Origin of the sequence: Thiocapsa sp., from assembly GCF_022340925.1 — a bacterium.
In the GTDB taxonomy this organism is placed as follows: domain Bacteria; phylum Pseudomonadota; class Gammaproteobacteria; order Chromatiales; family Chromatiaceae; genus Thiocapsa.
Genome location: NZ_JAJDNA010000005.1, coordinates 71,150 through 88,551 on the forward strand (window position 1 = coordinate 71,150; position 17,402 = coordinate 88,551).

Consider the following 17,402-nt stretch of genomic DNA (forward strand, 5'->3'; position numbering starts at 1 on the left):
CTCATCCGGAAAAGAGGTTGCCCGTGTCGAACCCGCTCGGCAGCAGCCGTTCGAGGATGACCCGTTGGACGTTGGGACGCAGCCGCTCGAGCCGGCCCTCGAAGGTGTTGTCCACCCGGATGCGTCGATCGGCGTTGGTGACGAGCACGCCCCCGACCGTGTCCAGCGGCTCGTCGGCCAGGGTGGCGGTCTTGTCCGCGGGCAGTGCCTCGAGAACGCCTTCCCAGCGCTCGGACAGGCGCTTCTGGTCACGGGAGTTGGCCGAGACGATCAGGACCTTGTCCTCGATGAGTGCCACCGCCCCCGCGATCAGCCTATCCAACCAGGGATCGTAGCGCGGAAGGTCTTCGCTGAAGGCCCTCATACGTCCGGCGAGGGCCTGCTCGACGTCCTGCACCAGATTCCAGCGCATGCGGTCCAGATCCGTCTGCATCTGGAGCTCGCTGGACTGCACCCGCTCGCGGAAGGTCCGGTCGGCGAGCGTCTTGGCGATGCTCTCCTCACGGCTTTCGCGCATGCGCAGCCGATCCGCGGCCTCGCGAAGGATGTTGTCGCGGCTGCGGTTTGCCCGCTCGCGATACTCATTCGCCAGTCGTTCCGCACGGGCCAGGATGGCCTGCTCGAGCTCTTGTACCTGATTCACGGTTGATCCCCGGATATCGAAGTTCCCGACACGTCGTTTTTCCGCGCGCCCTTGCGGTTCAACCGCTGCGTTCCGGCTCTGCGTCTGCTCTGGTATGGATAACGGCGCTGCCAAACAGGGCGGCCAGCCGACCTGCCACCTCGCTCCCGAGCTTGGGACCCTCGCCAAGCGCCGGCACGGCGATCACGACGATCCGCCCGCCTTCACGGCGCACCCGTTTGAGACTCGGGATGTCCTGCTGCATGACGGCGTCGTCGACCACGACGAAGGCCTTCTCGCGCCCACGCAGCAGGTCGCGGAGGATCCGGTCCACTGCGTCGGGCTCGGGGTTGGGATGGGTCTCGAAGCCGATGAGGCGAAAACCATCCGCGAGCCGCTCCTCGCCGAGGAAAAGCATTCGCGTTGGGTGGTCGTGCTCGTAGTGATTCTCTGCGTCCACGCCGGATCCCCTGTGCGACGCCGTCAAATCCGGTTGAGCAGCAGTATGGAGATCACCAGGCCGTAGATCGCGATACCCTCGGCGAGCCCGAGATAGATGAGGGTGCGACCGAGGTTCTCCGGCTTCTCGGTGATCGCGGCGAGCGAGGCGGCACCAATTGGGCCGACGGCGATACCCGCACCGATGGTCGAGAGTCCGGTTGGTATCCCTGCACCAATGATCGCCAAACCCATGCCGATGGACAATTCACCCGCCGCGGCACCGGGCTCGGAGACCATCTCGGTGGCCAACACATCATTGATGCCGAAGACCAGCAAACCGAGCTGTGCGCCGACGAAGGCGACCAGCTGGGTCCCTATCGCCGGCTTGAACCAGGGGCGCGCCCGGGTCGCGAGCTGGGGCCGAAACTCGAGCACGAGGCCGATGAGGATGAGGGCGAGGATTGCAACGGACATGAGGGCAACGAGCCAGTGCATGGGGCGCTCCAAGGTTGTGTTTGGTTTGGTTGATGATCTTGCGGTGGTCGGGTCGGCGGCTCGAATCGAATCCCAAGCCGACGCGGTTGTCGTTCTGGTCCTTCAGGGATGCCGGGGTATCCGCGTCCCATCGGTTACGCCTGTCCGATGACGAGATTTAGCCGTCCCAGATGGATTGTCCGCCGCGACACACGTCTCTCGCACCCGATCGCCGCGTTGTGACGGCTCGCAATGGGGCCCGCTGTTCCACGTCGTCGCGTCTCGCTCCCGGGGACGATCGTCGCCCCGCGCTCCGCCATACCAGATGCGACGCACATCTCCATCTGGCGGGCTACCCTCGACGATACCTGAGCGGCGCGAATTCATGCCCGTTGCCAGAGAAATAGCGGGAGAATCCCTCGAAATACTGCAAGCGCATCACCTGAATCATGACGATGCCACCCTCCAGGACGATGACGAAGAGGTTCCCAAGGATCACCGTCACGACATGGCCAAAGGCCCCCATCATATCCGCGAGGGTGAAGATTGCGATCGACAATGCAACGTGGTTGAGGCTGAAGGCAGCGACACGCAGGAAAGACAAGGTATTGGACACATAGCCGATGAGCGTCTCCAGGGTCTCGATGACAACCACCAGGACCTTCTCGCCCGCCGGGGCCTGTTGACGTCGCCAACTGTGCCAGGCGAGCGCCGCCAGGGTGGCGATCACCAGACCGGCCGGAACGGCGCCGAATGCGCCGGCGTTGGCGATGTTGAAACCGCCGGTGATCAGCGCGAGATAGAAGATTAGGTTGATGATGCCGTGATGGCCGAAGACAGCCCCTGACCAGTTCCTGATCACCAGCCGGTTGTAGATCCCAAGCAGACAGGCGAGCGTCAGGAAGACCACGCCCCAGCCCAGGGCGATGCGCATCATCAGGAGCGGGTCGCTGAGCGGACTCATCCAGAGCGCGGGCAGCAGATGCTCCACGCCGAAGAGGCTGCCGAACAGCACTCCGAAGACCATGGAGGAGAGTCCGGCCATGAGTCCGAACGGCCAGAAACGACCCAGCTTCCTGCGCAAGAGCCAGGCGGCCAGCGCGATGACGGCGCCCTGCCCGATGTCGCCGAACATGCTGCCGAACATCAGGATGAAGGTGACCGCGAACAGGGGTGTCGGATCGACCTCGCCGTACTCGGGTACCCCGTATTGCCTGACGAGCATCGCGAAAGGGGTGAGGACCCAGCTCTCCGCCGGCACGGTCGGGACCAGCGCGCGCTCCTCCGCCGCGGGGTTGCGGACGGTCATCTGGAACGGGTGGTTGAGCGACTCGCGCAGCCGTGCGCCCAGCCGCTCGACCGAGCGGGCCGGGACCCATCCGGCCAAGTAGGCCAGATAGCCGGCGCTGCGGATCGACGGATCGAGGCCGACGAGGGGCTCGGCGAGCATCAAGGTACGGCGAGCCTCTAGCAGCGGTCCCTCGAAGGGCTCCGACCACCGCTTCAGGGTCTCCTGCAGCGTCTTCCGCTGCGCGGCGATGGCCAGGCGTTGTGCATCGAGATCACGCCCCAGCTCGGCCGGGTTGCGGTCGAGTCCTTGCGGGATCGGGAGGTTCTGAAAACCCGCGGCATCCAGCACGGCGGAGAGCTGGGCCTCCTTGCTCCCGGTGGGACCGACGATGACCACGTGGGCGTTTTCCCCCTCCTGCATGTAGACGTGGAGGATATGGTCCGCAAGGCCGACCGCTCCCTGCAATTGACGCAGGTTCTCGCGCGGCACCAAGCCTACGTAGAAGTCCAGGAAACGCATCTTGCTGTGCAGCATCCCTAGGTCGATGTTCAGATCGGCGAAGTTGGCCAATGCGGCCTGCTGCTCCTTGACCAGCCGCTCTTCGTCTTCGAGACGGCGCAGATCTTCCTCGTAGCTGGATGTCTCGTTCCAGACCTTGCCCAACCAGTCGTTCAGGCCCTGCAGCTCGGCGAAGTCGACGACCCGGACCTCCTCGATGTACGGCGTCTCCTCGTTCGGGATCAGCTTGGCGATCTTCTCCAGACGCGCGCTCGCCTGCGTGAAGACCTCGCGGTATTCGCGCGCCGGCAACCCATCCAGACGGCTCTCGGCGGGGGGGCGGGTATCGGGGTGGAAGCTCTCCATGTCGGCCAGGGCGAGCGACGCCTGGGGCAGATCCTCGGTGAGGACCAGGAGGCGGACGTGTTTCATCGGCGTCGGTCTCAACATGCGCTAGTCACCCTGCGTCCGACGTTGCTCCACCGCCATCAGGCCGCCTGCGTCCCGGCCCAGTGACAGCCGGGCTCTGCCAGCTCGACCGCGATCTCGATGGCGGCGGCAGGCAGATTCAGGATCTGTCCTTGAGCCAATGCGAACAGAAACAGCAGGTCGCGTTCGCGCAAGATGAGGTATGCGAGTGCACGCGCCACGGCCGATTGGGTGCGGTGGAGCACCCGATAAGCTTCGCCCGCCGCGTAGCGGCCGATCCGCTTCTGGACGTCGACGATGTTACGACTATCGGCCAGGAGCTGGTCGAGCGGTGGCGGCAAGGCGTCGATGACCCCTTGGAAGCTCTCCAGATTGACCAGCTGGAGCAGGCGATCCCGCGTTAACAGGCGCATCGAGGGGACGAGATGATAGAAGGTCTCCGAAGGCGAGAGCATGTAAGAGAACCGGAAGCGCAGGAGCCAAAGCAGGTTGATCCGGTCGAGCTCGGCGCCGATCAGACGTTTCAACGGATCCAGGTGGTGGTCCGTGAACGCCATGGCCTGGCGGATGAGGCCGGCGTAATAACGCTGATCGATCGCGGCCTCCAGCTCGAAGGGCTCGCGCTGCTGCTCGTAGATCTCGCGCGCCTGGCGCGCGATCGTTCGGTGCGCCCCCGCCTCCAATTGCCGCAACAGCTCCAGGACATTCTCCGCCCGGAACAGATCGGCGCTCACCTGCTCGGAGAGTCGCATCTGCTCGGGGAGCTCGAACAGATTGTCGCGGATCTCCTTCTGATCCAGGTTGTGGAGCTTGCCGCGGATCAGCGTCTTGAGGTTGAACAGGGCATACTTGCCGCCCCAGTCGAGAACCAGCCGGCGCTCGGCGGTATGCATGGGCCGCACCAGGATCAGAAGCTCGGCGAGCAGGACCTGGATCAGACTCTGCTCGACCGCGCGACTGCGGGCGCGGGCCGAGTGTTGCTCGTCGAGGATGGCGCTCAGGCGGAAGCGTTCCGCCAGGTCGGACAATGGGAGCCGCGAGAGCGGACCGATCGCGGTCGGCTCAAGCAGTCGGGTCGCCATGACCGAGACGCGTGTGTTCAGATAGGCATGTTCGGCGGCGAGGGTCATGTTGGGACGGAGCTGGATCGGGACGGATCGGGTGTGACGTCGGCCGGGACTCGAGCCGATGTCAACGCTCGGGGTCGACCAGCACCTCAAAGGCGGCCCCGAGTGCTTCGGACTCGCGGCGCTCGGCTTGGTCGCGCAACTGGACGTGCCGCTCGTCATAGCGCCGACGTAGCTCAGCGATGTTTTGCTCGGCGCGCTCCTCGGCCTTTTTGATGAACGCGCGATGCAGGTCCGGGATGCGCGCGGTGAAGCGATCGTTCTCGGACTTGGCGTCCGCCATTGCCTTCTGGATGATACGTTCCTGCTCCGCCTCGGCCTGTTGCGCGATCTTCTCGGCCCGCATCTCCGCGTCGAGGAGTCGTTGGAGGGTGTCATCCATCGTTGGCTTCCAGGCATTCTACAAGAGTGACAAAGCCAATACCTTACGCGAAGATCCGTGAAAAAGCGCGTGCGATCGAGGGTGTGTTGCGCCAGATCGGCCTCGCTCCGCAGGCCGATCATCTGGGAAACTGACGCCGGTCAGCCCCCGAGATCGCCAGCCGACCCATCCGCGGGGCGCCCGACTAGAATATGAGCAGATTCTAACTAAGCCGCCTGACCGGGGGCGAGCCCTTTCGGCCGGGCGGAGCGAGGGGCGGGGTGAGCAAACGGCCGTCCGATGCCGACGTCCAGCGGATCGACGCCGCATTCAACCGTGTGCTGGCCGCAGAGGCGGCCGGACGCGAGCGCGTCGAGGCCTGCCGAGGTGAGGCCGAGCGCCTGTTGGCGGCGGCGGACGAGCGCGCGCGGCGGATTGTCGGCCGGGCGGACGATCGCATCCTGCAGGTCCAACGGACCGCCGACCTGAGTCTCCAACGGGCGCTCGCCGAGCTTCTGGACGCTGCCTCGGATGTCCGCGCCGAGGAGGACATCGATGGGCGGTCCCGGGACCGCCTGACCGCCGCTGTCGAGGCCCTGGTGGACGAGATGACGGGTGTCGACGGGCGGGTCCCTCCATCGCCTGCCGGGGGCGGGGCCACATGACCTGCTGCTGCGGTTTCGCCTACGCTCAGGCACGCATACTGGCCCGGGTATCGCGCCTTCCCTCTCCCGCGGACTGGCAGCGGCTGGCGAGCGCGCGCACGCTCGCCGCCTATCTCGAAGAGGCGCGGGTCAGCGGCCTGAGCGAGTGGGTCAGAGGGTTCTCGGGGCTGAGTCAGCCCCATGATCTGGAGCGCGGGCTTCGTGCACTCGCGCGCGAGTCCGCTCTGACCACCGCCGAATGGGCGCCGCGCCCCTGGCGGCCGGCGATCGAGTGGGTGGGCTGGCTGCCTTGGCTGCCATTGTTCGAGCACGTCTCCCGCGGGGACGGACTGCCGGACTGGGTGCGGCGGGATGATCAGCTCGGGGGCCTGATCGGTGAGGGCGACGCGCTGGATCCAGCCGCGCTCGAGTCCGCTGGACTCGCTGCGCTGATTCGCCTCCCCGAGCCGAGTGGGCTCGGTGCCCGCTGGCTGACGGGCTGGCGCGAGCGCTGGCCGGCCTGCGGCCGGCAGAAGCGGCGCAACCTCGAGTGGCTCGCGGTGCTCGTGCCAAGGCATTTGGATGCGTTCCGCCAGGTGTCGCCCGCGTCTGCCTGGGCCCTGCGCGAGGCCCTTCGTGAGCGCCTGCGCCTGCATCTTCACCAGCACCTCCTGCAGCCGGCCGCACTCTTCGGCTATCTGGCGCTGGTGTTCCTGGACCTCGAGCGCCTGCGGGCTGCGCTCCTGACCCGCGCGGTATTCAGCGCGGATCGGGAGGGATGATGCTGCGGCCCGCGTCGACACGCTGGTTCGAGGTCCTATGCCCGCGTGGCGAGAGCGTGCGCACGGTCACCGAGCTCGCACGCACCGGCGCGGTCGAGATCGAGCTGCGCGACGAGACTCCGGCGGACTTCCCGGTCCAACACCTCTGCGAAGGACTCGGCGTCTACGCGACCCTCGGGTCGCGTTACGGTCGCTATTGGGAGCGCGGGCGACTCCGACGTCAGGTCCTGGTCGAGGCGCCGGAGGCGGTGCTGGAGCGCGCGCTCGCCCGCATCGAGGCATGGCGGCGCGAGGCGGATCCCTTGATCGACATCCTTCAATCCTGCGAGGAGGAAGCGGTCCGCCTCAAGTGGCTGGCACAGGTGATCGGAAAGATTGTCGATCGTGACCTTGATTTCGCAGCCGTCGCGCGCAGTGGGCCGGTGCTGGGAACCTTCTGCGTCGTCCTGCCGAAGGACGCCGATCCGCACCTGCCGGATTGGGTCATCCAGCGCCCGATCCCGTGGGGGGATGAATTCTGCGCCATGATCCTGGGTCCGCTCGATCGGCTCGACGCGGTCAAGCATCAGGTGCAGTTGGTCAAGGGGCGCATCATCGAGCGACCGCCCTGGCTGCGAGGCGACGCACGCGAGGCACTGGCGCGAATCGGCGCGCGCCGCGAGTTCCTCGCGACCCGCATCGTCTATCTCAACGCCGAGCTCGATACCCTGTTCGACGAGCTCGACCTCGGCGATGCGCTCGGGGAGGTCGCCGGACTGGCCTGGTTCGCCGACCATGTTGGCGGCCTGGAGCGCGCCGGCGAGCACCTGGTTTGGATCACGGGCTGGACCGATGACCTGTCCGGCAACGGGCTCCGGGCCGCCCTGGAGGCCGCCCGCACGCGCGCCCTGCTGCGTCTGACCAAGCCACCGGCGGGGAAACGTCCGCCGCAGATCCTCGACAACCCGCCTTGGATGCGGCCGTTCGAGCTCTTTGCGCGAGCCTTTGGTGTCCCCGACTCCGACGAGGCGGACCCGACCCCGGTCCTGCTCGTCGTCGTGCCCTTACTGTTCGGGTACATGTTCGGCGATCTCGGTCAAGGCGGGGTGCTGCTCGGCGTCGGCCTTGGGTTGAAGCGCCGCTGGGCCGAGGCTCGGCTGCTGGTCCTGGGTGGTGTCTCGGCGATGTTCTTCGGGGTGTTGTTCGGGAGCCTGTTCGGGCGCGAAGACATCATCCCGGCACTCTGGCTGCATCCGCTGCATGATCCCATCACCCTGCTCGCGGTCCCATTGATCTTCGCCATCGCTCTGCTGAGTCTCGGTCATCTGTTGTCGGGCCTGAGCGCGCTTTGGCGCGGCGAGCTCGGGCACTGGCTGATGAGGGACCTTGGCTTCCTCGTGCTCTACCTCGGGCTGATCGCGATGGTGTTCCGACCCGCGCTCGGGTGGGTGGCCCTGCTGGGGTTGGCCTGGTATGCGGTCGGCGCCTTCATGGTCCATCGCGCGTTGATCGGTGCACTCGCCGCGATCGGCCACCTGCTGGAGTCCGTGATGCAGATCCTGGTCAACACACTCTCGTTCGCGCGGGTCGGGGCGTTCGCGCTGGCTCATTCCAGCCTCTCGGTCGCGGTGGTCACAATGGCGGATGCAGCGCCGCTCTGGGCCGGGATCCTCATCATGTTCCTGGGCAACCTGTTGATCATTGCTCTGGAGGGTCTGGTGGTTTCGATCCAGACCACGCGGCTCGTGCTGTTCGAGTTCTTCAATCGTTTCCTGCGCGGGACGGGCCGGGTCTTCCGGCCGTTGCCGGCGCCACCGGCGGTGGTGCAGGAGGCTGTTTGAGACGCGGCGGTGGCGCTGAGCAGTCGGGCCGAGAGGAAAGCACAGAAGGCGCAGGGATATCTGGCATCTCGGCTCCACCGGGGCCGCCGGCTTCCCGGTCCCGGCCTGGTGCCGCGCAGATTTCGTAGAATGCGCTTGACCGGGCCGCTTGCGGCGTCTCTTGATCCGGGGTCCCGGAGCTGGCGGTGTCTGGCGGGCGGACGCGAGGACCCGCGATCGGACGGCGGCTCGGTAGTTGACGGGCCGCGGATGTGGCGGGGTCGCTCCAGCGGCGGACGCCGGAACGATAATCGGATTCGGAGTGGAGTTATGAACCGGCAAGTCCTGCTCGTCGGCTTGATGGTCCTGGGTGTCGCGGTCCTCGTCGGCCTGTCCGGTCTGCTGTTCTGGCAGCCGGGCGCGATTGCATCGGAGGTCTTGGCGCTGGAGGTCGCGGCGGCAGATCCGGATGTCCTGCGCTGGGGTTATCTGGCGGCGGCGCTGGTGACGGCGGTGGGTTCGCTCGCGGCGGCCTATGCCGTCGCGACCGTCGGGACCGCCGCAGTCGGTGCGCTGGCAGAGAAACCCGAGCTGTTCGGGCGGGTGGTCATCCTGGTGGGGCTCGCCGAGGGCATCGCGATCTATGGCGTGATCATCTCGGTGCTGATCCTCAACCGGCTTGGCTGAGGTTTCGAGGCCCATGTCGGTCTGTGCCTTTCTCGGCGATGAGGTCAGTGGTCTCGGCTTTCGGCTCGCCGGCGCGGAGGTCCATCAGCCGCGAGCGCATGAGGTTCGGGAGCTCTTCGCGCGCCTGTGCGGCGAGGTACAGCTCATCATCCTGACGGCGGAGGTCGCAGCGGCCTTGCCGCAGGATCTACTCCAGCGCGTCGAGACGGAGCGGTGGCCCCTGGTCCTGGTGATTCCGGATGTCCGCAACCGCGTTGTCCCTCCGGACCTCGTCGCCGTCGTGCGCCGCCACCTGGGGATGGCCGAATGAAGCTCGACGAACGCGAGCGCAGGCTCCTCGATCTGATCGAGGAGTACGGGGAGTCAGAGTGCCGCGCGTTGCTGGGCAGAGCCCGCTCGGAGGCCGCCACGCTCACCGCAGCGGCGTACCGCCGCGCGCGGACCGAGCTCCACCAACGCGTGCTCGCGGAGCGCGCCAATGCGCGCGCCCGGCTCCATGCGGCGCGCGCCGAGCACGAGACCCGTTCACGCGCGACCGGGGACCGGGCCAATACGCGCCTGCTGGAGCTGGCCTGGCCTCAGTTGAGAGAGACCCTGGCCGCCCGCTGGACGGATCCGGACGTCCGCCGCACTTGGGCGGGACACTATCTCGAGCAGGCGCGGCACCTGCTTCCTCGCGGTCTCTGGACGGTGCGCCATCCGCCCGACTGGCCCGCCTCGGAGTGGGCGCCGTTGGCCGCGGGTCTGACCAAGTTCCTGGGTCAGGCGCCGCATTTCGTGGCCGACGGCGGCTTGAGTGCCGGACTGATCATCGAGACCGAAGGGGCATTGCTGGACGCGACTCTCGCCGGATTGCTGCGCGACCGCCGGCGTGTCGAGGCGCGTCTGCTGGCGCTCCTGGCACGGCGCCCGGACAGCGAGGGGGCTCGACCGTGAGCACGGCCGCAACCATCTGGATCAGCGGGCCGGTGCTGCGCGCGCGCCCGGACGGCCCGTTCCGCCTGCGTGAGGCGGTCACGGTTGGCGAGCAATCCCTGCTCGGCGAGGTGATCCGGATCGCCCGCGACGAGATTACGGTCCAGCTCTACGAGGATACCAGCGGCCTGCGCCCCGGCGTGCAGGTCACGGGGTCGGACCAGCTGCTGTCGATCCGTCTCGGTCCGGCGATCCTGTCCCGGATCTTCGACGGTCTGCTGCGACCCGTGGGAGATCCAAGCGATCCGTACGTCAAACCGGGCATGCAGGTGCAGGCCCCCCAGCGACTCTGGTTCACGCCGAGCGTGCGGGTCGGCGAGCTGCTCAACCCAGGGGTGGCGATCGGTGAGATCGCAAGCGGCGCGGGCATCCCCCAGCGCTGTCTGGTCCCGCCCGACCTGCCCGGCGGCCGGGTCAGCGCGATCGCCGAGGCGGGCGAGTATTCGGACGACCAGGCCATCTGTTGGCTCGAGGCCCCAGACGGGAGGCGCCTGACGGTCGCCATGACCCACGGCTGGCCGGTGCGGGTGCCGCGTCCGGTGCAGGCGCGCCTCGCATCGGACGAGCCCATGCTCACCGGCCAGCGCATCATCGACTGCCTGTTCCCGGTCGCGCGCGGCGGCACGGGCGCCATCCCGGGCGGTTTCGGTACCGGCAAGACCGTCTTGCTGGAGACCGTGGCGAAGTGGTGCAACGCCGATGTCATCGTCTATGTCGGCTGCGGGGAGCGGGGCAACGAGCTGGCGGGATTGCTGGCAGAGCTCACCGAGCTGGAGGACCCGCGCAGCGGACGGCCCCTGCTCGAACGCACGGTCGTGATTGCCAATACCTCGAACATGCCGGTGTCAGCGCGCGAGGCAAGCATCTATACCGGCATCACCGTGGCAGAGTATTTCCGTGACCAGGGGATGAACGTGACCCTGATGGCTGACTCGACCAGCCGCTGGGCCGAGGCCCTTCGCGAGGTCTCCGGGCGGCTCGGCGAGCTGCCCGGCGAGGCGGGTTATCCGGCGTATCTCAGCAGTCGGCTGGCGGACTTCTACGAACGTGCGGCGCGTGTCCGCACCCTGGGCGGCGAGATCGGGTCGGTGACCCTCCTCGGTGCCGTCAGTCCGCCTTCGGGCGACTTCTCGGAACCCGTGACGACCCATACGAAGCGTTATGTGGGCTCACTCTGGGGGCTCGACGTCCGGCGCGCCCAGGCGCGCTTCTACCCGGCGATCCACCCGCTGCAGTCCTACAGTTTGGCGGCCGACAGCCTGGTGCGCTGGTGGCACGCCATAGGCTGCACGCGCTGGCAGGAGCTGCGCCGGCGTTTCCTGACGCTGCTCGAGGAGGAGGCCCGTCTGGAGCGGATGGCGCGCATCATCGGGCGGGATGCGATGCCGGCGCGTCAGCGTCTGGTGCTGCTGTGCGCCCAGCTGATCAACCAGTGCTTCCTGCGCCAGTCGGCCTTCTCGACCAACGATCGCTATGCCACGCCGTCGCGTCAGGCGGTCATGATGCGCCTCATCGGCAGCTTCATCGAGGGCGCGGAGCGGCTGCTGGAGGTCGGTGTGCCGCCCGAGGCGATCCGTGACCAGGCGATCTTTCGACACCTGATGCGGATGGGCGAGGAGATCCCTGAGGGCGATTGGGAGGCCTTCTCTGCCCTCGATCAGGAATTGACCGCCACGCTGCGTCGGCTGATCAACCAATCCCGGGCCGGGAGCGCGGAGGATGCCGGCGCGAGTGAAGTCAGCACATGACATACGCCAGACTCGTTGGGGAAGAGATTGCCAACCGTGCCGAGGGGCCATTGCTGTTCTTGAGCCGCAGCCTGGACGTCGGTCTGAACGAGGCGGTTGAGGTGGAGGGAAGCGACGGTTCGGTGCGGCTGGGGCGCATCGCCGCCTTGGATCAGCACTCGATCACGGTCGAGATGCTGGACGACACGGCCGGACTCGCCCTCGCGGGCACCCGCGTCCGCTTCTTCGGCGAGCCGTTGCGTTTCCAGGTCGGGCCGGGCCTCCTCGGGCGCGTCTTCAACGGGATCGGCAGACCGATCGATGGCGGGCCTCCGCTTGCCGCCGAGCAGGCATACCGGGTCGATGGTCTGCCGATCAAGCCCTCGGCCCGAGAGGCGCCGAGCGAGTTCCTCGAGACCGGCTTCACCGCGATCGATCTGATGAACAGCCTGGTGCGGGGGCAGAAGCTGCCGCTCTTTTCGGGCGGGGGGCTGCCCCACGACCGCATCGCGGTCGACATCGCCTGCAACGCACGACTGCCCGGCAAGCCCGAGGAGACGGAGGAGTTCGCGATCGTCTTCGCCGGCATCGGTATCCCTCACGACAGCGCCGAGTTCTTCCGCGAGGAGTTGGAGAAGAGCGCGGCGCTGGCGCGCACGGTCCTCTTTCTCAACCTCGCAAGTGATTCAAGTGCGCAACGCCTGCTGGCGCCGCGCTTCGCCTTGACCGCCGCGGAGTATCTCGCCTTCGTCGAGGGCAAGCATGTCCTGGTGATCCTGACCGACCTCACCAACTACTGCGAGGCGCTTCGGGAGGTCTCGGCGAGTCGCGGCGAGGTGCCGAGCCGGAAGGGCTATCCGGGCTATATGTACTCGGATCTGGCCACCATCTATGAGCGTGCCGGGCGGATCCGCGGGCTGGCCGGATCGGTGACGCAGGTCCCCATCCTGACTATGCCCAACGACGACATCACGCACCCGATCCCGGATCTCACGGGCTACATCACCGAGGGGCAGGTTGTGCTCGATCGGGACCTGCACCGCCGCGACCTCTATCCGCCGATCCGGGTGCTCCCGAGCCTGTCGCGTCTGATGAAGGACGGGATCGGCAAAGGCCGAACGCACGCCGACCACCCGGCGCTCGCCGCCCAACTCTATGCCTCCTACAGTCAGGCGCAGCAGACGCGGGTGCTCGCGAGCGTCGTCGGCGAGGACGGCCTGTCCGAGGACGACCGCAAGCTGCTGGTCTTCGGCGACGAATTCGAGCAGCGTGTGATCCACCAGGGTGTGGAGGCACGCACGCTCGAGGAGAGCATGGCCGCGGGCTGGGCGGTCCTGCGCGGGTTGCCGCGCGGTGAGCTGCACCGGCTCGATGACCGACAGATCCGCGAGCATCTGCTCGGCGAGCGCAGTCAGCGAGAGCCCCCCCGGTGAGCGAGCGCGTCCCCATCCCGACGCAAAGCGCCTTCCTGGAGCTCAAGGACGAACGCGCGAGCATGCAGGAAGGCTACCGCTTCCTGGACGAGAAGCGGCTGATCCTGGCCGCCGAGATCCTGGCCGAGCTCGGTCGTTACGAGCAGGAGCTCGCCCTGTTCGGTGACGCGTACCGCGAGGCCGGGAACGCGCTCGAAGCTGCCGTCGCGCGCCAGGGTCTGGAGGGCCTGTCCGTCTATCCCCCGACCCCCGCGATGGAGACCGGGCTGGAGCTCACCCCGCGCCGCGTGCTGGGGGTCATCCTCTACGACCTGTTGGGGCCGCAGACGCAGCCGCGGGAGGCGCCCGCAAGCGTCGCCGCGAGTCCGGAGGCGGAGGCCTGTCGCAGGGCCTTTCAGGCACTGATCCCGCTCGCGGCCCGTCTCGGCGCCATGGTGGGAAACCTGCAGCGCCTGCGCGCGGATTATGCGCGGACTGCGCGTCGGGCCCGTGCCCTTGAAGACGTGCTGCTCCCCGAGATCGACGAAACCCTGCGCGGCATCGAGGCCGCCCTCGAAGAGCTCGAGCGCGAGGAGGTCGCGCGTGCACGCCAGGTGCACGCCTGAGCCGAGCCGATCGGCGGCAGGCCCGTCACTCGCCCTTCTTCAGCAGCTCCGCGAGTCCCTCGAAGGGGTTGTGGGTGGCCTGCTTGCTGGTCGCCCCAGGCTTGGTGCCGCGTCCGGCGGCGATGGCCGCAAGGTGCTCCTCGTATTTCTGGTGCTCGTTGTCGTGGCAATAGACGCAGAGCAGCTCCCAGTTCCTGCCGTCGGGCGGATTGTTGTCGTGGTCCATGTCCTTGTGATGGACGGTGAGCTCACGGAGATTCTCGCGCGTGAAGGTCCGCGCGCAACGTCCGCAGACCCAGGGGTAGAGCTTCAGGGCCTGCTCGCGATAGCCGGCGGCGCGCTCATCACTCGCCTTGCGTGCCTGTGCGACGACCCGGTCCAGCTTCGCGCTGTCGATGGGCTTGCCGGTCCTGGGGTGACGTGGGCCATGGGGGGAAGCCATAGCAGTGTCCTCGAGAAGGTTGGCGATGCGCCTCATCTTAATCCGTCTGGCCGCCTCCAGCATGACCCCAACAAGGAAACCCGTGGCGTGTGCCGGGTACACCGGAGGCCAGGCCGTGTCGCTGAAGAGAGCCTGACCGGTGCGCCCCTCGATCAGGGTCTTGTCGGCGACGGCGGCGGCGAACAGCAAGAGTGCGCGGTCCGCAGAGCGACCCCGGGCGGGTCGGGGTGATGTCGGCCACGCGGACCCCCTCGATCTCGAGCCGGACGCCATGCAATGCCGCATGGGTGAGCTTGCTGCTCGGCGGTGACCCGGTCCGCCCATGCGCGCGCGGCCTCGGCGGTCGCCGGGGTATAGCCGCGGGTGAGCTCGCGGGCGCTGTTGTTGAAGGTGACGACCCGGAAGCGGTCGTCGGGCCGGAGCACCGTCTCGACCGGATAGCCCGAACGCAGACGCAGGTCGAACCGGAAGCGCTCCTGCACCTCGGTGCTGGCCGTCCAGAAGGCGAGCTTGGCCTCGTCCACGCCGCCTTCCTCCAACGGGTAGACATAGCGTCCGATGCCGTGATCGATGGCGATCGGCTGGAGATAGACGAGCCGAATGCGCGTGTCCTGCCCGGCGCGCATCGGGGCAACACGGATGTCGAAGGTGCCGGGCGGCAGGCGGCGCAGCCGACCGGTCAAGGGGCATGGCGCTCGCGGCTAGGGAAGCGGTGAAGAAGTCAGGGTTTTCCGTGCTGATTGGCGGCCAGGATGGCCGATCAATCAGCATCCTAGAGGCGGTTGCTACTGGATGATGTCCGTGATCTTCCAGTCGGTGCCCTGCAGGGTCAGCCGTACGTGGGTCGGGGCGCGGCCGAGCTCGCCGATCCGAACCAGGAAGCGGTTATAGGACTCGAAGAAGGCAAAGTCGATCCCCCCAATCAGGTACGGCGGCGTCTGGCCCGTGGCCTGGGTGACGGCGCTGCGCAACGTGTCTCGCACCCATGGCAAGGTGACGGCCTGATCGAGCGCGGAGTCGCCGAGACGCTCGACGTTCTGCCGCAGCCAGCTCATCACGCTGTCGGGATCGTCCGACGGGAACAACCCGCCCACCCCAGCGGTGACGCGAGCCTTGTAGTTGGCACGGATCGCCGGCAGGTCCACCATGGTCGCGAGCTGCGCCGTGCCCTCCTGACTGATCGCCTCATCGAGACGGTAGACCGTGAAATAGGGCCAGACGCCGTAGCCGATCAGCGCGAACAGGACCAGGTAGCCGAACAGTCGCATCGTCCTCGTGTCTCCTCACCGTGGCGGATCCTGGATTCTAACCGCAAGCGGGCACCCGGTATAATCCCATGACCACAGACGTGCCGAGAGACGCGTGCAGACAACGATTGACCCCCCGGAGCGCCCCGCCGTCGACCCTGACGGCGGCGGGCGACACGCAGGTCTGAGCCAGCCAAGGGCGGGGCGCGCAGCATGAGCATCACGGCGGGCCTGGAGACCTATCTGGTCGGCGGGGCCGTTCGGGACCGCCTGCTCGGCCGTCCGGTGAATGAGCGCGATTTCGTGGTGGTCGGCGCGACCGCCGATGACCTGCTGACCCGCGGGTTCCGGCAGGTCGGCAAAGACTTCCCGGTCTTTCTCCACCCAGAGACCAAGGACGAGTATGCCCTGGCTCGCACCGAGCGCAAGACTGCGCCCGGCTACCACGGGTTCGCCGTCCACGCGGAGCCCGACGTCACGCTCGAGGCGGACCTTCAGCGCCGCGATCTCACCATCAATGCGCTGGCCGAGGATCCCTCCGGCGTCTTGATCGACCCTTACGGCGGGCTGGCCGATCTCAGGGCACGCGTCCTCCGGCACGTCTCGCCGGCCTTCGCCGAAGACCCCGTCAGAATCCTGCGCGTCGCCCGTTTCGCCGCCCGCTTCCACGCCCTGGGCTTCGGGGTCGCCCCCGAGACGCTCGACCTCATGCGCTCGATGGTCGACGCCGGGGAGGTCGATGCCCTCGTGCCCGAGCGCGTCTGGCAGGAATGGGCGCGCGCGCTCGGGGAAGACCGTCCGTCGCGCTTCTTCGAGGTCCTGCGCGAGTGCGGCGCGCTCGCCCGTCTGCTGCCTGAGCTCGATCGGCTCTGGGGCGTGCCCCAACCCGCCAAGTGGCACCCTGAGATCGACACGGGTGTCCATACGATGCTGGTGGTCGACATGGCCGCACGTCTCTCACCGCTGATCGAGATCCGCTTTGCGGCCCTCTGTCACGATCTCGGAAAAGGCACCACGCCTGCCGAGATCCTGCCGAGCCACAAGGGTCATGAGGAACGCGGCGTCGCCCTGCTCGAGTTCATCTGCGAGCGGTTTCCGATCCCCGCCCGGTTCCGTGAGCTGGCGCGGATCACCGCCCGCTATCACGGCCTCACCCACAAGGTCGACGAGCTGCGCGCGGCGACCGTCGTCGATCTGCTCGAGGGTGCCGACGCCTTCCGCCGTCCCGAGCGTTTCCATCGGATGCTGACCGCCTGCGAGGCGGACTATCGGGGCCGCACCGGCTATGCCGAGCGCGCCTACCCCCAGGGTGAGACCCTGCGGCGGCTGCACGCGGCCGCCGCCGCGGTGGACGTCGGCGCGATCGCCCGGGCCGCCGGCGAGCCGCGGCTCATCCGCCAACGCACACACGAGGCGCGCGTCGCGGCCGTGAAGACCGCCGGCGCGGGGCGCTCGCAGCGCCCGAGGTCCTAGGAGCCTGACACGCCACAACCCAACTGCTGGCTCCCATGTCCTTCACCCAAGGGCATGCTCTGCTTATCGGCGTCGGTACCCACCAACACGGGCCGCGGCCGAACGTCCCGATCACGGCCGCCGACCGGGCGCTGACCCTGCTCGGCAAGCCCGGCGCCGGCACCACCGGTGCCCTGTTGCTCCTGCACGGTCTGGATGAATGTGGCAGCAGCACCGCACGCGAACGGGCGCTGAGCGCGGTCAACGCGATCATGCGCACCGCCGAGCCCAAGTGCCGCTTCCTGCTGACCGCCAGGCCCTATGCCTGACCTGGCGGGCCCGATCGCGAGCAGGGGGGACGCGAAG

The 17,402-nt window shown here is 67.7% G+C and carries 20 protein-coding genes; 11 read left to right on the plus strand and 9 right to left on the minus strand.

Annotated features, from left to right (window positions below; genetic code table 11):
* Position 1: 1 nt before the first annotated feature.
* The 6 genes from LJE61_RS00905 to LJE61_RS00930 form a co-directional block, all read right to left on the minus strand.
* Complete coding sequence (locus tag LJE61_RS00905; protein WP_296917119.1) at positions 2–643, minus strand: V-type ATP synthase subunit E; 642 nt, start codon at positions 641–643, stop codon at positions 2–4.
* A 58-nt stretch (positions 644–701) separates the two neighbouring features.
* Positions 702–1,040 carry a V-type ATP synthase subunit F gene (locus LJE61_RS00910; RefSeq protein ID WP_296914310.1) on the minus strand — a complete coding sequence of 113 codons (339 nt, stop codon included), beginning with the start codon at positions 1,038–1,040 and terminating at the stop codon, positions 702–704.
* A gap of 65 nt (positions 1,041–1,105) precedes the next feature.
* Positions 1,106–1,558 carry an ATP synthase subunit C gene (locus LJE61_RS00915; protein WP_296914296.1) on the minus strand — a complete coding sequence of 151 codons (453 nt, stop codon included), beginning with the start codon at positions 1,556–1,558 and terminating at the stop codon, positions 1,106–1,108.
* 331 nt (positions 1,559–1,889) lie between these two features.
* The gene (locus tag LJE61_RS00920; RefSeq protein ID WP_296914298.1) at positions 1,890–3,758 is read right to left on the minus strand and encodes a V-type ATP synthase subunit I; all 1,869 of its coding nucleotides are present in this window, start codon (positions 3,756–3,758) and stop codon (positions 1,890–1,892) included.
* 56 nt (positions 3,759–3,814) lie between these two features.
* On the minus strand, positions 3,815–4,885 hold the full coding sequence (locus tag LJE61_RS00925; protein ID WP_296914303.1) for a V0D/AC39 family V-type ATPase subunit: 1,071 nt from the start codon (positions 4,883–4,885) through the stop codon (positions 3,815–3,817).
* 61 nt (positions 4,886–4,946) lie between these two features.
* Complete coding sequence (locus LJE61_RS00930) at positions 4,947–5,264, minus strand: ATPase (RefSeq protein ID WP_296914307.1); 318 nt, start codon at positions 5,262–5,264, stop codon at positions 4,947–4,949.
* A 260-nt stretch (positions 5,265–5,524) separates the two neighbouring features.
* On the opposite strand from LJE61_RS00930, the gene LJE61_RS00935 reads away from it, so the two are divergent.
* The 9 genes from LJE61_RS00935 to LJE61_RS00975 all read left to right on the plus strand — a co-directional run bounded on the left by LJE61_RS00935 (position 5,525) and on the right by LJE61_RS00975 (position 13,895).
* Positions 5,525–5,908, plus strand: a complete 384-nt coding sequence (locus LJE61_RS00935; protein ID WP_296911785.1) for a hypothetical protein — start codon at positions 5,525–5,527, stop codon at positions 5,906–5,908.
* Entirely contained in the window at positions 5,905–6,669 is a 765-nt protein-coding gene (locus tag LJE61_RS00940) for a hypothetical protein (protein ID WP_296917121.1), read from the plus strand. The genes LJE61_RS00935 and LJE61_RS00940 overlap by 4 nt, the downstream gene beginning before the upstream one ends.
* On the plus strand, positions 6,666–8,489 hold the full coding sequence (locus LJE61_RS00945; protein WP_296911781.1) for a V-type ATPase 116kDa subunit family protein: 1,824 nt from the start codon (positions 6,666–6,668) through the stop codon (positions 8,487–8,489). The genes LJE61_RS00940 and LJE61_RS00945 overlap by 4 nt, the downstream gene beginning before the upstream one ends.
* Positions 8,490–8,798: 309 nt before the next feature.
* Positions 8,799–9,155: an ATP synthase subunit C gene (locus LJE61_RS00950; protein WP_296911779.1), complete on the plus strand. Its 357-nt coding sequence runs from the start codon at positions 8,799–8,801 to the stop codon at positions 9,153–9,155.
* Positions 9,156–9,168: 13 nt separating this feature from the next.
* Positions 9,169–9,465, plus strand: coding sequence for a V-type ATP synthase subunit F (locus LJE61_RS00955; RefSeq protein WP_296911777.1), 297 nt, complete (start codon positions 9,169–9,171; stop codon positions 9,463–9,465).
* The gene (locus LJE61_RS00960) at positions 9,462–10,091 is read left to right on the plus strand and encodes a hypothetical protein (protein ID WP_296911774.1); all 630 of its coding nucleotides are present in this window, start codon (positions 9,462–9,464) and stop codon (positions 10,089–10,091) included. The genes LJE61_RS00955 and LJE61_RS00960 overlap by 4 nt, the downstream gene beginning before the upstream one ends.
* On the plus strand, positions 10,088–11,878 hold the full coding sequence (locus LJE61_RS00965) for a V-type ATP synthase subunit A (protein WP_296911772.1): 1,791 nt from the start codon (positions 10,088–10,090) through the stop codon (positions 11,876–11,878). The genes LJE61_RS00960 and LJE61_RS00965 overlap by 4 nt, the downstream gene beginning before the upstream one ends.
* Positions 11,875–13,290 carry a V-type ATP synthase subunit B gene (locus LJE61_RS00970; RefSeq protein WP_296911770.1) on the plus strand — a complete coding sequence of 472 codons (1,416 nt, stop codon included), beginning with the start codon at positions 11,875–11,877 and terminating at the stop codon, positions 13,288–13,290. Before LJE61_RS00965 ends, LJE61_RS00970 begins: the two co-directional genes overlap by 4 nt.
* Positions 13,287–13,895, plus strand: a complete 609-nt coding sequence (locus tag LJE61_RS00975; RefSeq protein WP_296911768.1) for a V-type ATP synthase subunit D — start codon at positions 13,287–13,289, stop codon at positions 13,893–13,895. Before LJE61_RS00970 ends, LJE61_RS00975 begins: the two co-directional genes overlap by 4 nt.
* 25 nt (positions 13,896–13,920) lie before the next feature.
* Here LJE61_RS00975 and LJE61_RS00980 read toward each other — a convergent pair whose 3' ends face one another.
* From LJE61_RS00980 to LJE61_RS00990, 3 genes are all read right to left on the minus strand, one after another.
* Positions 13,921–14,337 carry a YajD family HNH nuclease gene (locus tag LJE61_RS00980; protein ID WP_296911787.1) on the minus strand — a complete coding sequence of 139 codons (417 nt, stop codon included), beginning with the start codon at positions 14,335–14,337 and terminating at the stop codon, positions 13,921–13,923.
* A gap of 152 nt (positions 14,338–14,489) precedes the next feature.
* A complete protein-coding gene (locus LJE61_RS00985; RefSeq protein WP_296917123.1) occupies positions 14,490–15,020 on the minus strand; it encodes a hypothetical protein in 531 nt (176 codons plus the stop codon).
* A gap of 102 nt (positions 15,021–15,122) precedes the next feature.
* Positions 15,123–15,605, minus strand: a complete 483-nt coding sequence (locus tag LJE61_RS00990) for a DUF2939 domain-containing protein (protein ID WP_296911762.1) — start codon at positions 15,603–15,605, stop codon at positions 15,123–15,125.
* A gap of 192 nt (positions 15,606–15,797) precedes the next feature.
* Between LJE61_RS00990 and LJE61_RS00995 the strand changes: the two genes are divergently transcribed.
* Together LJE61_RS00995 and LJE61_RS01000 are read left to right on the plus strand one after the other, a co-directional pair.
* The gene (locus LJE61_RS00995; RefSeq protein ID WP_296911760.1) at positions 15,798–17,057 is read left to right on the plus strand and encodes a multifunctional CCA addition/repair protein; all 1,260 of its coding nucleotides are present in this window, start codon (positions 15,798–15,800) and stop codon (positions 17,055–17,057) included.
* A gap of 35 nt (positions 17,058–17,092) precedes the next feature.
* Positions 17,093–17,365 carry a hypothetical protein gene (locus tag LJE61_RS01000; RefSeq protein ID WP_296917125.1) on the plus strand — a complete coding sequence of 91 codons (273 nt, stop codon included), beginning with the start codon at positions 17,093–17,095 and terminating at the stop codon, positions 17,363–17,365.
* Positions 17,366–17,402: the final 37 nt, after the last annotated feature.